Source organism: Hydrogenophaga aquatica (assembly GCF_054780915.1).
The window spans coordinates 286,613-301,932 of record NZ_BAAGVK010000002.1 but is presented as its reverse complement, the minus strand read 5'-3'; the positions used below and the strand labels follow the sequence as shown (position 1 = coordinate 301,932).

Annotated in this window: 17 protein-coding genes; 14 read left to right on the top strand and 3 right to left on the bottom strand. The window is 64.3% G+C overall.

Going from position 1 to position 15,320, the window contains the following annotated elements; translation table 11 throughout:
- Positions 1–83 precede the first annotated feature (83 nt).
- The 5 genes from flhB to ACYVHH_RS02535 all read left to right on the top strand — a co-directional run bounded on the left by flhB (position 84) and on the right by ACYVHH_RS02535 (position 6,255).
- A complete protein-coding gene (gene flhB, locus ACYVHH_RS02555; protein ID WP_460563452.1) occupies positions 84–1,235 on the top strand; it encodes a flagellar biosynthesis protein FlhB in 1,152 nt (383 codons plus the stop codon).
- Between the two features lie 99 nt (positions 1,236–1,334).
- Positions 1,335–3,350: a flagellar biosynthesis protein FlhA gene (gene flhA / locus ACYVHH_RS02550; protein ID WP_460563612.1), complete on the top strand. Its 2,016-nt coding sequence runs from the start codon at positions 1,335–1,337 to the stop codon at positions 3,348–3,350.
- The gene (flhF, locus tag ACYVHH_RS02545) at positions 3,347–4,846 is read left to right on the top strand and encodes a flagellar biosynthesis protein FlhF (protein WP_460563451.1); all 1,500 of its coding nucleotides are present in this window, start codon (positions 3,347–3,349) and stop codon (positions 4,844–4,846) included. Before flhA ends, flhF begins: the two co-directional genes overlap by 4 nt.
- Positions 4,839–5,561, top strand: a complete 723-nt coding sequence (locus ACYVHH_RS02540; protein ID WP_460563450.1) for a hypothetical protein — start codon at positions 4,839–4,841, stop codon at positions 5,559–5,561. The genes flhF and ACYVHH_RS02540 overlap by 8 nt, the downstream gene beginning before the upstream one ends.
- Entirely contained in the window at positions 5,536–6,255 is a 720-nt protein-coding gene (locus tag ACYVHH_RS02535; protein WP_460563449.1) for an RNA polymerase sigma factor FliA, read from the top strand. Before ACYVHH_RS02540 ends, ACYVHH_RS02535 begins: the two co-directional genes overlap by 26 nt.
- 6 nt (positions 6,256–6,261) lie before the next feature.
- On the opposite strand, the gene ACYVHH_RS02530 is transcribed toward ACYVHH_RS02535, so the two are convergent.
- From ACYVHH_RS02530 to flgA, 3 genes are all read right to left on the bottom strand, one after another.
- Positions 6,262–6,666, bottom strand: a complete 405-nt coding sequence (locus tag ACYVHH_RS02530; RefSeq protein ID WP_460563448.1) for a hypothetical protein — start codon at positions 6,664–6,666, stop codon at positions 6,262–6,264.
- 25 nt (positions 6,667–6,691) lie between these two features.
- Positions 6,692–7,012 carry a flagellar biosynthesis anti-sigma factor FlgM gene (flgM, locus tag ACYVHH_RS02525; protein ID WP_460563447.1) on the bottom strand — a complete coding sequence of 107 codons (321 nt, stop codon included), beginning with the start codon at positions 7,010–7,012 and terminating at the stop codon, positions 6,692–6,694.
- Between the two features lie 138 nt (positions 7,013–7,150).
- Positions 7,151–7,927: a flagellar basal body P-ring formation chaperone FlgA gene (gene flgA / locus ACYVHH_RS02520; RefSeq protein WP_460563446.1), complete on the bottom strand. Its 777-nt coding sequence runs from the start codon at positions 7,925–7,927 to the stop codon at positions 7,151–7,153.
- A 159-nt stretch (positions 7,928–8,086) separates the two neighbouring features.
- On the opposite strand from flgA, the gene flgB reads away from it, so the two are divergent.
- From flgB to flgJ, 9 genes are read left to right on the top strand one after another with little or no spacing between them, the layout of a single operon-like run.
- Positions 8,087–8,518: a flagellar basal body rod protein FlgB gene (gene flgB, locus ACYVHH_RS02515; protein WP_460563445.1), complete on the top strand. Its 432-nt coding sequence runs from the start codon at positions 8,087–8,089 to the stop codon at positions 8,516–8,518.
- Positions 8,519–8,538: 20 nt separating this feature from the next.
- Positions 8,539–8,946, top strand: a complete 408-nt coding sequence (gene flgC, locus ACYVHH_RS02510) for a flagellar basal body rod protein FlgC (RefSeq protein ID WP_460563444.1) — start codon at positions 8,539–8,541, stop codon at positions 8,944–8,946.
- Positions 8,947–8,962: 16 nt separating this feature from the next.
- Complete coding sequence (locus ACYVHH_RS02505; RefSeq protein ID WP_460563443.1) at positions 8,963–9,619, top strand: flagellar hook assembly protein FlgD; 657 nt, start codon at positions 8,963–8,965, stop codon at positions 9,617–9,619.
- Positions 9,620–9,649: 30 nt separating this feature from the next.
- Positions 9,650–10,945 carry a flagellar hook protein FlgE gene (flgE, locus tag ACYVHH_RS02500; RefSeq protein ID WP_460563442.1) on the top strand — a complete coding sequence of 432 codons (1,296 nt, stop codon included), beginning with the start codon at positions 9,650–9,652 and terminating at the stop codon, positions 10,943–10,945.
- Between the two features lie 31 nt (positions 10,946–10,976).
- Entirely contained in the window at positions 10,977–11,717 is a 741-nt protein-coding gene (gene flgF, locus ACYVHH_RS02495) for a flagellar basal-body rod protein FlgF (protein ID WP_460563441.1), read from the top strand.
- A 38-nt stretch (positions 11,718–11,755) separates the two neighbouring features.
- Positions 11,756–12,538 carry a flagellar basal-body rod protein FlgG gene (flgG, locus tag ACYVHH_RS02490; protein ID WP_460563440.1) on the top strand — a complete coding sequence of 261 codons (783 nt, stop codon included), beginning with the start codon at positions 11,756–11,758 and terminating at the stop codon, positions 12,536–12,538.
- Between the two features lie 26 nt (positions 12,539–12,564).
- Positions 12,565–13,278 (top strand): flagellar basal body L-ring protein FlgH, encoded by a 714-nt coding sequence (locus tag ACYVHH_RS02485; RefSeq protein ID WP_460563439.1) that lies wholly within the window; start codon positions 12,565–12,567, stop codon positions 13,276–13,278.
- A 35-nt stretch (positions 13,279–13,313) separates the two neighbouring features.
- On the top strand, positions 13,314–14,444 hold the full coding sequence (locus ACYVHH_RS02480) for a flagellar basal body P-ring protein FlgI (RefSeq protein WP_460563438.1): 1,131 nt from the start codon (positions 13,314–13,316) through the stop codon (positions 14,442–14,444).
- Positions 14,441–15,313: a flagellar assembly peptidoglycan hydrolase FlgJ gene (flgJ, locus tag ACYVHH_RS02475; RefSeq protein WP_460563437.1), complete on the top strand. Its 873-nt coding sequence runs from the start codon at positions 14,441–14,443 to the stop codon at positions 15,311–15,313. The genes ACYVHH_RS02480 and flgJ overlap by 4 nt, the downstream gene beginning before the upstream one ends.
- Positions 15,314–15,320 lie beyond the last annotated feature (7 nt).

Sequence of the window (15,320 nt, the reverse complement as noted above, 5' to 3'; positions counted from 1 at the left end):
AAGCCGGGTTTGCCCCGGCTTATTGCCCTTTAGCTGGCGGATACCCCGCCGGACAATGCGGTCAACGATTCGTTTGACCGCCCATGGACTCCTCAACCCAAGACAAGAACCTACCCGCCACCCCCAGGCGGTTGCAGAAGGCCAAGGAGGACGGCCAGGTTCCGCGCTCCAAGGATCTTCTCAACCTGGTGGTTCTTGGCGGTGGGATCTTCATGCTTTACATGCTGGTCCCCTGGGGTTACGAGACCCTGCGCCAGGGTATGCGCGCCAGCTTCACGTTTGACCTGAACGTCATCCGCCACCCGGAGGCGACGACGGAATACCTGGCCGAAGGCGTCAAGCAGGCATTGCTCTTTTTTCTTCCCCTGGGTCTGACGCTGGCCATGGCGGCCGTGTTCGTGTCCGTGGCCGCGGGCTCGTACGCCTACAGCGTCAAGCCGCTGATGCCCCAGCTGTCGAAAATCGGCATCCTCAGCGGATTCCAGCGCCTGTTCTCCCGCCAGCAGTTCTTTGAGGTCTTGAAACTGCTGGTCATCACCTGCCTGCTCGCGGTGGTGGCCTGGACGTTCATCAGTTCGCACATGTTCCAGTTCGGCACGCTGCTTCTGCGTTCGCTGAGTGCGTCGATGAGCCAGCTCGGGCAGTGGTTTGCCGTTGGCGTGGGCGGCCTGCTCGCGGTGGTGGCCTTGGTGGCCGTGATCGACGTGCCGCTGCAGCAGTATCTCCACCGCCATCGCCTGCGCATGTCCCTGAAGGAAGTCAAGGACGAGCACAAGGAAACCGATGGTAACCCCCAGATCAAGGGCAAGATCCGCCAGCGCCAGCGTGAGATGGCACAGCGCAGCAGCATCACCCGCGTTCCCAAGGCCGATCTGGTGGTGATGAACCCGACCCACTACGCGGTGGCGTTGAAGTACGACGAGGCCACGATGGCTGCCCCCCAGGTGATCGCGAAAGGCTCCGACCTGCTGGCACTGCGCATCCGCGACGTGGCCAACGACGCCAAGGTGCCCGTGCTGCAGTCGCCCATGCTGGCGCGCGCCCTGTACGCGCATACCGAGATCGACCAACAGATTCCGGCGGCCCTGTTCACCGCCGTCGCCCAGGTGCTGGCCTATGTGTACCAGCTGCGTGCGGCCATGCGCGGTGAGGGCCCGATGCCTGCCGAACCGCCCCGGCCGGACGTGCCTGTTGAGCTGGACCCGCACCATGGGCGTGAAGCCGTGCCTGCGTAACGTGGAGAAAGAAGAATGAACTTCCAGTGGAACGACGTGCAGCAGTGGTTGTCTGGCAAACGCGGGCACGCTTCGGCGCTCGCCGCGCCGATTCTGGTGATGCTCATCCTGTCGATGCTGGTGCTGCCGCTGTCGCCGTGGATGCTGGACACCTTCTTCACGCTGAACATCGCCATAGCGCTGACCGTGATGATGGTCGCCTCCTACATGCGGCGGGCGCTCGACTTCGTGGCGTTCCCGGTGGTGTTGCTGCTGACCACGCTGCTGCGCCTGGCGCTGAACGTGGCGTCCACGCGCGTGGTGCTGATGGAGGGGCATGCGGGGCCGGGCGCGGCTGGCGCCGTGATCGAAGCCTTCGGCACCTTCCTCATCGGTGGCAACTTTGCGGTTGGTCTGATCGTCTTCCTGATCCTGGTCGTCATCAACTTCGTGGTGATCACCAAAGGCGCGGAGCGCATTGCCGAAGTGGGCGCCCGGTTCACCCTGGACGCCATGCCCGGCAAGCAGATGGCCATTGACGCGGACCTGAACGCCGGACTGATCGACGAGAAAGAGGCCAAGCGGCGCCGCTCCGAAGTGGGCGAAGAGGCAGACTTCTTCGGCAACATGGACGGTGCCTCCAAGTTCGTGCGAGGCGACGCCGTCGCTGGCATCCTCATCCTGCTGATCAACATCATTGGTGGCTTCGCCATCGGCATGGCCCAGCACGGGCTCAGCCTTGCCGATGCCGCCAACAGCTACATCACGCTGGCGGTGGGCGATGCGCTGGTGGCGCAGGTCCCCGGTCTGCTGATCTCTGTTTCCGCCGCCATGGTGGTTTCGCGCGTGGGCAAGGACGAGGACCTGGGCCAGCAGATCATGCAGCAGATGTTCGCCTCGCCCAAGGTGCTGGGCGTGACCGCTGGCGTGCTCTTCCTGCTGGGCATCGTGCCGGGCATGCCGCACTTTGTGTTTCTGTTCTTCGCAACGGTGATTGGTCTGTTTGTCTACTGGATGGTGCGCGAGCAGGCCAAGCCCAAGCAGGCCGAGCTTGAAGCGCAGCAGGCCGCTGCGGCAGCCCAGTCGCCCGCTGACACCGAAGCCTCCTGGAACGACCTGCAGCCGGTTGACCTGTTGGGGCTGGAGCTGGGTTACCGCCTGATCCCGTTGGTGGACAAGAGCCGCCAGGGTGACCTGCTGACCCGCATCAAGGGGGTGCGCAAGAAGTTCGCGCAGGAAGTGGGCTTCCTGCCCCCGCCCGTGCACGTGCGCGACAACCTGGAACTGCGCCCGAGTGCCTACCGCATCACCTTGCGTGGCGTGGTGGTGGGTGAGGGCGAGGTGTTCCCCGGACAGTTCCTGGCCATCAACCCCGGGCACATCAAGACACCGCTCATCGGCACCGCAACCACCGACCCGGCCTTCGGCCTGCCTGCCAACTGGATCGACGACCGCCAGAAGGAAAACGCTCAAATGGCGGGCTATACCGTGGTTGATTCGGAGACCGTGCTGGCGACACATTTGTCACACTTGATGCAAGTCCACGCCGCCAAGTTGCTGAGCCGAACCGAGACCCAGGAACTGGTGGAGCACGTGGCGAAACTTGCCCCGAAACTGATCGAAGAAGTCGTACCCAAGATGGTGTCCATTGGCGTGTTCCAGAAAGTCCTGCAGCTCTTGCTGGAAGAGTCTGTGAACATCCGCGACATCCGCACCATCATCGAGTCACTGGCAGAGCACGCCGGGCAGACGCAAGACCCGGCGGAACTGGCGCGCCGCGTGCGGCAAGCCCTGGCGCCTGCCATCGTTCAGCAGATCTACGGTCCTGTCAACGAGCTCGAAGTCATCGCCATCGAACCTGGCCTGGAGCGTCTGCTGACGCAGGCGCTCAGTGGCAACGGCATGGCCGCGCTGGACCCCGGCGTTGCCGACATGCTCACGCAGTCGGCAGCCAAGGTCGCCAACCGGCAAGAAGAATCTGGTGTCCCCGCCTGCCTGCTGGTGCCGGACGGCATCCGCTCCGCGATGGCACGCCTGCTGCGCCGTGCTGCGCCCCGCCTGCAGGTGCTGGCCCACAGTGAAATCCCTGAAACCCATCTGATCCGGATCGGCCCGATCCTTGGAGAGCCCGCATGAACGCCCAACGCTTTATCGCACCGACATCCCGTGAAGCCATGTCCCTGGCCCGCGCGGCCTATGGTGACACCGCGGTGATCCTGTCCAGCCGGGCAACGCAGGACGGGTTCGAGGTGGTGGCCACCGCCGAAGAAAACCTGGAAGCGCTGACCGCGCAGAGCGCCATGCCCCGGGCGCAGGCCGCGCCTGCGGCAACTCGTCAGAGCATGAGTCTGCAGCAGCGGGCAGACCGGCAGCTGGCGGTTGCGCCGGTTTCGCCTGCCAGCAGCGTGGCACAGGACACCGAGACCCTGGCCATGAGCACCCTTTCGTTCCAGGATTACGTGCGTGAGCGCATGCTGCGCAAGCGCCGCGAAGCCATGCAGGGCGATGCCCAGCCAGCCCAGGCGCGTGCGGCCAAGGCCGAGCGTGTGGCGGCGCAGGTGGCGCGCCCTGCCGACGTGACGCTGCCCTTCGGCCAGGCCAGTGAGCCTGCCTCCCGCCCTGCCGCGGCTGCCAAGGCTGCCCCCGAGGCCGCCCGCAAGCCGGCCGAACAGGAGGCAGGTGCCAACCCGCGTCTGGCCGACGAGATCAACAACCTGCGCACCATGATGGAGGAGCGCTTCAACACGCTGGCGTGGATGGGTAACGCCCGTCAGAACCCGATCCAGTCGAGCCTCATGCACAAGCTGATCCGCGCGGGCTATTCCCCCACCGTGGCTCGTGCCGTGATGGAGCGCCTCCCCTCCGAGCATGGAGCCGCAGACGCCTTCCGGTGGACGCAGGAGGTGCTCGCACGCAACCTCAGGACGGCCCAGGACTCCAGCTCGCTCTGTGACGAAGGCGGCGTGTTTGCGCTCATCGGCTCCACTGGTGTCGGCAAGACCACCACTGCCGCCAAGCTGGCCGCCCAGTGTGTCAAGGCTTATGGCGCGAACAGCGTGGGCCTGATCACCCTGGATACCTACCGGGTGGCGGGCTACGAGCAGCTGCGCGCATACGGCCGCATGCTGGGCGTGGTCGCGCACCTGGCGCATGACCGCGCCGCGCTGCAGGACCTGCTCAACCTGCTGGCCAACAAGCGCATGGTCATCATCGATACGGCAGGCCTGGGGCAGAAAGACCCGCGGATCCAGGAGATGATGGAGATGCTTGCCACCCCGAAGATCAAGAAGCTTCTGGTGCTGAATGCAGGCAGCCACGGTGACACCCTGGACGAAGTGTTCCAGGCATACAAGGGCACCCAGCTGTACGGCGCTGTGTTGTCCAAGGTGGACGAGGCGGCGAAGCTGGGACCGGCGGTCGATGCGCTGCTGCGTCACCAGGTGACGTTGCGTGGCTTGAGCACGGGGCAGCGCGTGCCTGAAGACTGGCAGCGCCCTGACGCGCAGGCGCTCGTGCGCATGTCCATGGCCAGCAGCGGCAAGTCGGCATACGACCCGCGCTCCTCGGAGCTTGCCTTCTTCTTTACCGATCCGGTTCAGTCCGCAGTGCAACTGGATGCCTGGCATGTTTGAGTCACATTTCGACCAGGCCCGTGGCCTGGCAGCCTGGGAGTTGCAGCCGCCTACCAGAGTCGTTCCCGTGGTTGCAGGCGACTCCGCCGCGACGCTGGGCGTCAGCCATGAACTCCTGTGGATGCTGGAGCAGGGCCTGAGCCGTCAGGAATTGCCGGTGACTGTGATGGAAGGCCTCCACGGCCTGCGTCCTCAGGACGTGAGGCTCGGCCACCGAGCCGTGCTGAGCCGCTGGCTGGGGGACGTTGCCCAAGGGAGCGTCGTTCTGCTGCATGCGCCGCTGGAGGTGCTGGCGGTGCTGCTGGCGGACAGCCAGGCCAGACCGCTGGTGGCCTTGCGCGACGAAAAGCATTCGCTCGTCTGGGCGTATAACGCTGTGAAGGTTCTGGTGCAGGCGGCAGGCCTGCAACCGATCCTTGTCCAGCCGGAAGAGGGCTCTGCGGCACGCCGCGAGCGGATATCGGAAGCCTTTGCCAGCACGTGCCGCGAGCGCCTGGGAGTGATTCCATCGCTGTGGATGCTGGGGTATGATGAACAGTGTTCGGGGGTTTTGCGTCGTGCAGACGATGCTTGTCTCTTGCGAGTGCTGGACAGTGCTTTGATGATTGATGACGAGCGCGCCCGAAACCATGTTGACCACAACCTTGAGTACCGCCAGTCACAAGCCGATCAGTCCATCGGAGCTTCAGATGTACACCGCCAAAGGCACGCTTGACCGTGATGCCCAGTTGCGCAAGTACAGCCCTTTGGTTCATCGTCTTGCCCACCACATGATTGCCAAGTTGCCGGCAAGCGTGGAGGTCGACGATCTCATCCAGGTCGGCATGATCGGCCTGACGGAAGCCCTTGCCCGTTACGAGCCGTCCCAGGGTGTGCAGTTCGAGACGTTTGCGAGCCAGCGCATCCGCGGGGCCATGCTTGACGAACTCCGCGATGGCGACTGGATGTCCCGCGGCGCACGCAAGATGCAGAAAGACATCGAGCATGCCGTGCAGCGGCTAGAGCAGCGTCTGCAGCGCGTCCCCCGGGAGTCCGAGATCGCCGAGGAGCTGGACATGTCCTTGCCCGATTACCAGGAGATGCTGGCCCGGGTGCGGGGCACCCAGCTGGTCTATCTTGAAGACCTTTCGGCCAAGGGCGATGACGAGGACAACTTCCTGGACCGCTACCTACCGGCCGACAGCCAGTCGAACCCGGAGTCGCTGCTGGGAGACCAGCGCATGCGCGCGGCCTTGGTGGAGGCGATCAAGAAGTTGCCGGAACGTGAGCAGCACGTCATGAGCATGTATTACGAACATGACATGAACCTCAAGGAGATTGCTGCTGTTCTGGGGGTGACCGAGTCGCGGATCTGTCAGCTGCACAGCCAGTCGATCGCCCGTTTGCGCGCCCGCTTGCGCGAACACTGACCGGCCTCAGGCCTTGAGCACGGTGCTTCCGGGTTTTCCTGGAGCGCCGTAGCCGCCGCTGCCAAGCTTGCTGTACGCCCGCAACTGGTCTTGCGGGAACAGGACCGACAGCGCCCGGGTGGCATGGGCCTGTACGCGCATCGTGCCCTCATACAGGTTGCCCAACGCCGTCTGCAGTTTTCCGTGCATTTCCAGGATGTGGGCGGGCACGGGTTCGGTCTGGAAGCTGGCGGCCAGAAACGGCTGTGCCTTGGCCAGCGCCTGCTGAAGCCTCTGACAGCAGGCCTCAAATTCATCAAAGTTTCCGGATGAAACAGAAGCCACAGAGGCCGCGGATGCGGCCTCTGTGATTTTGAGCAACTCTTCCAGAGTTTCAAGACATTGGGGCCAAGGGGAGGGCGCCGGGGTCATCTTCTGGAGGGATGAGGGAAAAGGTTCAGTTGGCCGATGCCACGCCCAGCATTTCGCGGGCGTTGGAAAGCAGTTTGTCCGCAATGGCTTCCGCGTTGACGGAGAAGGAGCCGTTTTCGATGGCGGCGCGCATGGCCTGGACTTTCTCGGCGTTGAAGACGTCTGTGCCAGAACGTGCCACGCCGTTAGTCATCGTCTGCGTGACCGGTGACAGTTTCACGGTAACGCTGGCGCCCACCCCTTGTGTTTCAGGGGTGTTTTGCGAGTTGACGGGCCTGTCCGCGGGCTTCGCGGCTCCCACGGGGGTGGCGCCAACTGGCTTTTCTGACAGGTTGTTGACTTTCATGGCACTCTCCATGCCCTGCAGCTGTGCGGGGCTGTTCGAGAGGTTTATCGACCAGACAAGTCGGGACTTTACCCCTTTTTTAAAAAAAAGGGGTGTTTTGTGGGCTCCCGGCCGTTGCCTGGAGTCCACAGGTGGTCGTCAGAGGCTGATCTCGACCGTTTCCGCATCGCGCACGGTGCCCGTCAGTATCCGCCGGCTGGGCATGCGTACCCGCACGGTCTGTCCGACATAGCCGTGCGCCAGCGCTTCGCCGTTGGCTGCCAGCTGGAACCCCGGGCCACGGACCGTGACGCGGACCTGGGTGCCTGCTTCGAACACTTGGGGCGTGCGCACCATGCCCTTGCGCAGCACCTGCCCTGGCATGAGGGCGCGTGTGGTCTGCGTGCCCACCCAGTCCTGGGGAAGCGCGAGCACGGGGGCAATGCTTTCCGCCCAGTCTATTTCTGTCAATTCGGCGTCGGTTTCGCTCAACGTGGCGCCTGGCGCCACGGGTTGCTTGATCACCCAGGCAGGGCCCCAGGCCTTGACGGTGACGGGCAGGAACACGTTCCAGCGGGTCGGGCCGTCCAGGCAACGCAGGCCGATGCGCGACCTTCCCCACAAACGGGTGCCTTGGGGCAGGTAGGGTTCGACCGTGGGGCAGGGGGTGAGCTTCAGGCGCTTGTCGAGTTCTCCGACCTTCACCTCTGGCCGCAGCACGGCGCCAGCGGATTCGCCACCGGCTTGCTGCGTGCCTGAGAGCTGCTGGTCTATCCAGGTCTGGGCCTGCCGTTCCCAGGGCGTGAGTGCGGGGCCCGAGGCCAGTGCCACGCCAGGCACAGCCGCCGCCAGCAGCATGCAGACTTTCGCCCACACACCGCGCTGCCTTGGCAGGGCACGGGGGTGTTCGCCTTGATGCGGGGTGGGTGTTTGCATGGCCGTCGTCATCCTGGAGCAGAACTTTAGCGTTCACCACGGCCGGTCAGACGGGGAAATGCGTCGGCTTTGCCCGTCTTATCCAAGGATTGCCAGGGCTCAAGTTTTTGACAATTCCAGCACGCCGGTGAGTTTCCGGTCCAGTCCAGTGAGGTGAGCATGTTCCAGCAATTGACCAGTCGAATGGAGTTCTTCTCCCAGTCGCTGCAGTTGCGCGCGCACCGCCAGCAGGTGATTGCGAGCAACATCGCCAACGCCGACACGCCGGGTTACGTGGCCAGGGATTTCAATTTCCAGGCCGCGCTGCAGGACGCAGCAGGTTCCGGGCAGGCAGGCATGAAAGCCGGTGGCGCCAACATGCTGGCCGGCAGCGACAAACGTCACCTGCGCACGGCGCTGGGCTCCGAAGGCTCGGTTGACCGTGTGCGCATGGCCTACACAGTGCAGACGCAGCCGTCACTGGATGGCAACAGCGTGGACATGGACCAGCAGCGTGCCAACTTCACCGACAACGCCATTCATTACGAATCCACCCTGCGCTTCATCAATGGGCACGTGAAAACGATGCTCAACGCGATCCAGGGTCAGTGAGACGAAACAGGAGGCACACCATGTCCATGTTCACGATCTTCGGGGTGTCGGGCAGCGCTATCAGCGCCCAGGCACAGCGGCTCAACACGGTGGCCAGCAACCTGGCCAACGCCGACGCCGTGGCCGGGCCGGATGGCCAGGCCTACCGCGCGCGCCAGGTGGTGTTCCAGACAGTCCCGATGGCCAACAACGCCGCTTCTGCGGGCGTGAAGGTGCAGAACATCGTGGAGAGCGAAGTGCCCAACCGGCGCGTGTTCAACCCGCAGCATCCGAACGCGGATGCCGAGGGCTATGTCACGCACTCCAACGTCAATCCGGTGGAAGAGATGGTCAACATGATCTCGGCATCGCGCTCTTACCAGAACAACGTGGAGGTGATGAACACCGCCAAATCCCTGCTGCTCAAGACGCTGCAGATGGGCCAGTGACCAACAGGAGCTTCACATGTTTATGACGCCGCTGAGCAGCAGTGAGATCGACGCCTACAACCTCAAGGGTGGCAGCCAGGCCGATTCGACAGATCCTAAGGTGGCGCAGGACCGCTTTTTGAAGCTGTTCGTCGCGCAGCTGAGCAACCAGGACCCGCTCAATCCCCTGGACAACGCCCAGATGACCACGCAGATGGCTCAGATCAACACGGTGACAGGGCTGCAGCAGGTGAACCAGACGCTCAAGAGCTTGGCTGAGCAGTTCACGGCGGTGCAAAGCATTCAGGGGGCCACTCTGGTCGGCCGCCAGGTCATCACCCAGGGCAACCAGCTGTCCATCGATGGCAACGTGGCCAAGGGCAGTTTCAGCCTGAGCAGCAGTGTGGACAGCCTGCAGGTGGATGTTGTTGACAGCGCGGGCGCGATCCTGGGTACCGTGAACCTGGGCGCCAGGTCGGCGGGCATGCACAACTTTGAGTGGCCATTCGGCGACATCGACCCTTCTCGCATCGCGAAGATGCAGGTCACGGCGACGTCGGGCGGTCAGTCGGTGGCGGTGACGCCGCTGTCCAGGCAGAGGGTGGATGCCGTCGGCATGGTTGACGGCACGTTGCGGCTGCGCACTGAAAACGGAAGCTCCGTCAGCTACGGCGATGTGCTGGCTTTCCTGTGAGCGTTTGAATCGGCTATTAAGGAGTGAATCATGAGTTTCCAGACAGGTTTGTCAGGTTTGAGCGCTTCCAGCAAGAACCTGGATGTGATTGGGCACAACATCGCCAACGCCAACACCTCCGGGATGAAGGCGTCGCGCGCGGAGTTTTCCGAGATGTACGCCAGTGCGCTGGGGGCCACTGGTGGCTCCAACAACGGCATTGGTGTGCAGGTGGCGTCGGTGAGCCAGCTCTTCACCCAGGGCAACATCAAGGTGACGGGCAACCAGCTGGACCTGGCGGTCAACGGCACGGGCTTCTTCCAGGTCAAGATGACCGACGGCTCCCTGGTGTACACCCGCAATGGCGAGTTCAAGCTCGACAAGGAGGGCTACATCATCACCAACAACGGCGCGCGGCTGCAGGGCTTCTCGACCGATGAACTGGGCAACCGCACCAGCGTGGTGACGCGAGACCTGCTGCTGCCCACCGGCGCGGCAATCGACCCCCGTGCGACCGGTGCAGGCGAGGACCCCAACAAGCGGGGCGTGTCCGTGACCGCGAACCTGGATGCGCGTGCAACGTCCTACACGGTGGACCTGACGCAGCCACTGCCGCCGGAACAGAAGCAGTACGGCACGGCTTTCAATGCCTACGATTCGCGAGGCAACGCCATTCCCGTGCAGCTCTACTTCGTCCGCATTGACGATGGCTCTGTTTCGACTTCCTCTGAATGGCAGGCGCTCTGGAGCATTGACGGCGGCCAGACGGCCAGTTCCGTCGGCACGGTGACGTTCGGCGTCGATGGCAAGGTGACGGCCAACAACCTGACGAACGACATCAGCATCCCTGGCGGGGCGTTCGCATCGGGCATTCCCGCCGACGACCCGCTGACTTTCCCCGTGAACATCGAGAAACCGGACGGCGGCTACACCATCACGCAGTTCGGGACCAAGTTTGCCGTGTACGACCTGGTCCAGGACGGCTACCCCTCGGGTGAGATGACCTCGATCGACATCGGTGAAAACGGCGTCATCCTGGCGCGCTATTCCAACGGCGTGTCCAAGGCCGAAGGGCAGGTTGCGCTGGGCAACTTCCGCAACCTGCAGGGGCTGCAGCCGATCAACGGCGGTTACTGGGCGGAAACCTATGCTTCCGGCCAGGCCCTCCTGGCGGGGCCTCAGGAAGGCCGCCTGGGCCTGATCAGGCAGAGCGCGCTGGAGGAATCCAACGTCGACATGACCCAGGAACTGGTGAACATGATCGTGGCGCAGAGGGCCTACCAGGCCAACGCGCAGACGATCAAGACGCAGGACCAGGTCCAGCAGACGCTGGTCAACCTGCGCTGATCGATTGTTCAAACACTGAGCGACTCAGGCCATGGACCGGATCATCTACACCGCCTCGACCGGCGCAAATGCGGCGATGCACCGCCAGCAGGTGCTTTCGCACAACCTGGCGAACGTCAACACCAATGGTTTCCGCGCGGAAATGGCCACGTTTCGCTCCGTGCCCCTGCGTGGCGAAGGCGCCAGCACCCGGGTGCACGCGCTGGAGGCCACGGCCGGGCATCTGGACACGCCGGGCACCATGAGCGCGACCGGCCGCAACCTGGACATTGCCGCGGTTGGCCAGGCTTACTTCGCCATCCAGGGGTTGGACGGCACCGAGGCGTACACGCGTGCCGGTGCCCTGCAGGTGTCGCCCAATGGCGTGCTGGTCGGCCATGGCGGGCTGCCCATGCTGGACGGCGGCGGGGCTCCTGTCAACGTGCCCGCTGGCGCCGAAGTGTCGATTGCCTCGGACGGGACGGTCTCTGCGAAGGTGCAGGGACAACCGGTTACCGAGATCGGCCGCCTCAAGATGGTGACACCGAATGCCGACGTCAGGATCAAGCGGGGCGACGATGGCCTGTTTCGCAGTGCCGATGGCAACCCTCTGCCCCAGGACCCTGACGCCAGGCTGGCCGAAGGCATGCTGGAGGGGTCGAACGTGAACCCGATCGAGGCGATGGTGGGGATGATCACCGTGGCACGGCAGTTTGAAGTGCAGATGCGCATGCTGCAGAACGCCGAGAAGAATGACCAGACAGCGGCTCAGTTGCTGAGCCTGAACGGCTGAGGCAAAGGCCCGGCTGCGTTCCCACCAGGAGCAATACCATGATGAATTCCCTGAACATTTCGAAGACGGGCATGCAGGCCCAGCAGACGCAGCTGGACGTCATCTCGCACAACCTGGCGAACGTTTCCACGTCGGGCTTCAAGCGCGGCACGGCCATCTTCGAGGACCTGATCTACCAGAACCTGCGTCAGGCGGGCGGCAACACATCGGAGCAGTCCGAGCTGCCGACCGGTTTGCAGATCGGCCTGGGCGTGCGGACCGTGGCCACCGCGCGCACCTACACCCAGGGCAACCTGCAGCAGACCACCAACAGCCTGGACGTCGCCATCAACGGCGGGGGGTTCTTCCAGATCGAGATGCCGGACGGCACGACCGCCTATACCCGCGATGGCAGCTTTCAGGTCAACTCGCAGGGGCAGCTGGTCACCTCCAGCGGCTACCGCGTGCTGGGCGGCGTGACGATCCCGGTGGAAGCGCGCAACGTGACCATCGGCGCGGATGGCGTGGTGACGGTCAACGTGCCGGGCAGCACAACGCCCCAGCAGGCAGGCACCATTGATCTGGCCACGTTCGTCAATCCCGCCGGCCTGGAGCCGAGGGGCCAGAACCTGTTCACCGAGACGCTGGCTTCGGGCAACCCCACCACGGGCACGCCCGGCTCGGAAGGGCTTGGGGTAGTGATGCAGGGCTTCCTGGAGGGATCGAACGTCAACGTGGTGCAGGAGCTGGTCAACATGATCCAGACGCAGCGCGCCTACGAAATGAATTCCAAGGCGATCCAGACGTCGGACCAGATGTTGCAGCGCCTGTCGCAGCTGTGATGCCGCGCGTCCTCTGGAGCAAACACATGAAACACCGTCTTGAACCCGGCCGCCTGGGCACCCTGGTGGTGGCCGTGGCGTCTCTCTGGTTGTCTGGCTGTGCCAGCCTGTCGCAGATCCCTGATGTCGATCTGGCCAAGGCACCGGAGCGCCTGGAGTACCCCCAGCAGGCCATGGCACAGCAGATGCAGGCCATGCCTGCCACCGGCAGCCTCTACGCGGCGTCCACCTTCAGGCCCGGCTTCGAAGACCACCGCGCCCGGCTGGTGGGTGACACGCTGACCGTGCGCATAGCGGAGCGCCTGACAGCGTCGCAGCAGTCGTCGTCGGAAGTCAGCCGGGAATCGGAACTCAGCGCCGGGGTGTCGGCGTTTCCTTACCTGAGCAGCACGACTCTTGGCCGCTTGCAGGCGGGCGCGGGTTCGTCCAACACCTTCAGCGGGGACGGGGCGACCCGGGCCACCAACAACTTTGCAGGCAACATCACAGCCACGGTCACGGAGGTGCTGCCCAACGGTCACCTGGTGGTGATCGGTGAGAAGCAGATCGGCGTCAACCAGAACGTGGATGTGCTGCAGTTCTCGGGCACGGTGGACCCGCGCACCATCCAGCCAGGCAACACGGTGCTTTCCACCCAGGTGGCCAACGTGCGTGTGCTGTCGCGCGGGCGCGGGGCGCAGAACGATGCCCAGACATTTGGCTGGCTTTCACGGTTCTTTTTAACGCTTCTACCGTTCTAAAGTTTTTCGACAATCGGTTCACGAGGTACAGCCTTATGAACCGATTTGCTTTTTTCCTTTCCCGTTTCTCGATTTCCGTCCTGTCGGCGCTGGCGCTGCTGGGTACGACGCCCGCGCAGGCCACGCGCATCAAGGACGTGGCCGGGGTGCAAGGCGTCCGCAGCAACCAGCTGACGGGCTACGGGCTGGTGGTGGGCCTTGACGGTACGGGTGACCAGTCGCAGCAGATGCCTTACACGCGCCAGAGCCTGGCGAACTACCTGCAGCAGATGGGCATCACGCTGCCGGAAGGGGTGGCGGCACAACCCAAGAACATCGCGGCCGTGCTGGTGACGGCCCAGCTCCCCGCTTTTGCACGGCCTGGCCAGATGATCGACGTGACGGTGTCGTCCGTCGGCAACGCCAAATCGCTGCGCGGCGGCACCCTCATCACCACGCCCTTGCGCGGCGTGGATGGCCAGATCTACGCCCTGGCGCAGGGCAACCTGCTGGTCGGTGGCGCAGGGGCGTCCGCAGGGGGCAGCTCCGTGCAGATCAACCACCTGAGTGCGGGCCGCATTCCTGCCGGGGCGCAGGTGGAACGCACGGTTCCCACACCTTTGCTTTCGGGTGAAACGCTCGACCTGACGCTCAATGCGTTCGATTTCCAGACCGCGCGGCGGGTGGCCGAGTCGATCAACCGTGCCAAGGGACAGGGCACGGCGCAGGCCATGGACGGCCGCGTGGTCCGTGTGTTCGCCCCGCCGAACTCCGGTGACCGGGTGGCGTTTCTGGCGGACATCGAGGAGCTGTCGCTGGACCTGCCCACACCGCAGGCGCGCGTGGTCGTGAACTCCCGCACAGGGTCCGTCGTGATGAATCAGCAGGTCGCGCTGGGTGCCTGTGCCGTTGCGCATGGCAACCTGTCGGTCAGCGTCAGTTCCACCCCCGTGATCAGCCAGCCGGGGCCGCTGGCCCCCCCTGGTTCCCAGACGGTGGTGACGGAAAAGGCCAACATCCAGATCAACCAGGAAGGCGGCGCGCTCGTGCAGATGGAGGCGTCGGCCCAGCTGGGTGACGTCGTCAAGGCGCTCAACGCACTGGGTGCCACGCCTCAGGATCTGGTCGCCATCCTGCAGGCGCTCAAGGCGGCCGGGGCCTTGAAGGCGGAGCTGGAGGTGATATGACACCGTCCACTCTCAGTCTTGCCAACCAGCGCGGGCTGGCAGCCGATTCCAAGTCGCTCGACAAGCTCAACACCCTGGCTGGCAAGGACGGCCGTGCTGCACTGAAGGAAACGGCTCGCCAGTTCGAGGCGCTGTTCATGCAGGAATTGCTCAAGAGCATGCGTGACGCGACCATGAAGAGCGGGCTCATGGATGGTGAGGAGTCCGAGCTGGGCACGCAGCTGCTCGACCAGCAATGGGCGCAGATGATGACGGGCATTCCCGGCGGGCTGAGCGAGATGATCGAAAGGCAGCTGTCGCAACAGATCACTCCGCAGGCTGGCGGCGCGGCAGCGCCCGGTGCGCAGGGCGCATCCCCCGCGCCAGTGGCCCGGGCAGCGGTCTCCCGTCCGTCCGCGAGCCAGGAGTCCTTCGTGGCCCAGCATCGCGATGCTGCGCTGCAGGTGTCGCGCGAGTCGGGCATCCCGGCGAGCTTCATGATCGGGCAGGCCGGGCACGAAACCGGCTGGGGGCGCAGCGAGATCCGCCATGCCGACGGCAGCAATGCGTTCAACCTGTTCGGCATCAAGGCCGGAGCGGGCTGGAAGGGCAAGGTCGCGGAGATCACCACCACCGAGTACGTCGATGGTGAGCCCCGCAAGGTGACCGCACGCTTCCGCGCCTACGACTCCTACGCCGACTCCTTCCGCGACTACGCCCGCCTGATCAGCAGCAGCCCCCGCTATGCACAGGTGATGCAGAGCCTGAACTCCGTGCAGGGCTTTGCGGCCGGTCTGCAGAAAGCAGGTTACGCCACCGATCCGCAGTACGCGGCCAAGCTCAGCCGTGCCATCAACACCACGCTCAGCCTGCAGCGAGCACAGGCCTGAGGCTGAA

Bases quoted from the DNA above. Each gene is read 5' to 3' on its own strand.
- flgB (WP_460563445.1), top strand. From the start codon at position 8,087: ATGTTCCAGCAATTGACCAGTCGAATGGAGTTCTTCTCCCAGTCGCTG.
- flgA (WP_460563446.1), bottom strand. From the start codon at position 7,927: ATGCAAACACCCACCCCGCATCAAGGCGAACACCCCCGTGCCCTGCCA.
- flhB (WP_460563452.1), top strand. From the start codon at position 84: ATGGACTCCTCAACCCAAGACAAGAACCTACCCGCCACCCCCAGGCGG.
- ACYVHH_RS02480 (WP_460563438.1), top strand. From the start codon at position 13,314: ATGAACCGATTTGCTTTTTTCCTTTCCCGTTTCTCGATTTCCGTCCTG.
- flgG (WP_460563440.1), top strand. From the start codon at position 11,756: ATGATGAATTCCCTGAACATTTCGAAGACGGGCATGCAGGCCCAGCAG.
- flgE (WP_460563442.1), top strand. From the start codon at position 9,650: ATGAGTTTCCAGACAGGTTTGTCAGGTTTGAGCGCTTCCAGCAAGAAC.
- ACYVHH_RS02535 (WP_460563449.1), top strand. From the start codon at position 5,536: ATGTACACCGCCAAAGGCACGCTTGACCGTGATGCCCAGTTGCGCAAG.
- flgM (WP_460563447.1), bottom strand. From the start codon at position 7,012: ATGAAAGTCAACAACCTGTCAGAAAAGCCAGTTGGCGCCACCCCCGTG.
- flhF (WP_460563451.1), top strand. From the start codon at position 3,347: ATGAACGCCCAACGCTTTATCGCACCGACATCCCGTGAAGCCATGTCC.
- ACYVHH_RS02485 (WP_460563439.1), top strand. From the start codon at position 12,565: ATGAAACACCGTCTTGAACCCGGCCGCCTGGGCACCCTGGTGGTGGCC.
- ACYVHH_RS02540 (WP_460563450.1), top strand. From the start codon at position 4,839: ATGTTTGAGTCACATTTCGACCAGGCCCGTGGCCTGGCAGCCTGGGAG.
- flgC (WP_460563444.1), top strand. From the start codon at position 8,539: ATGTCCATGTTCACGATCTTCGGGGTGTCGGGCAGCGCTATCAGCGCC.
- flgF (WP_460563441.1), top strand. From the start codon at position 10,977: ATGGACCGGATCATCTACACCGCCTCGACCGGCGCAAATGCGGCGATG.
- ACYVHH_RS02530 (WP_460563448.1), bottom strand. From the start codon at position 6,666: ATGACCCCGGCGCCCTCCCCTTGGCCCCAATGTCTTGAAACTCTGGAA.
- ACYVHH_RS02505 (WP_460563443.1), top strand. From the start codon at position 8,963: ATGTTTATGACGCCGCTGAGCAGCAGTGAGATCGACGCCTACAACCTC.
- flhA (WP_460563612.1), top strand. From the start codon at position 1,335: ATGCTCATCCTGTCGATGCTGGTGCTGCCGCTGTCGCCGTGGATGCTG.
- flgJ (WP_460563437.1), top strand. From the start codon at position 14,441: ATGACACCGTCCACTCTCAGTCTTGCCAACCAGCGCGGGCTGGCAGCC.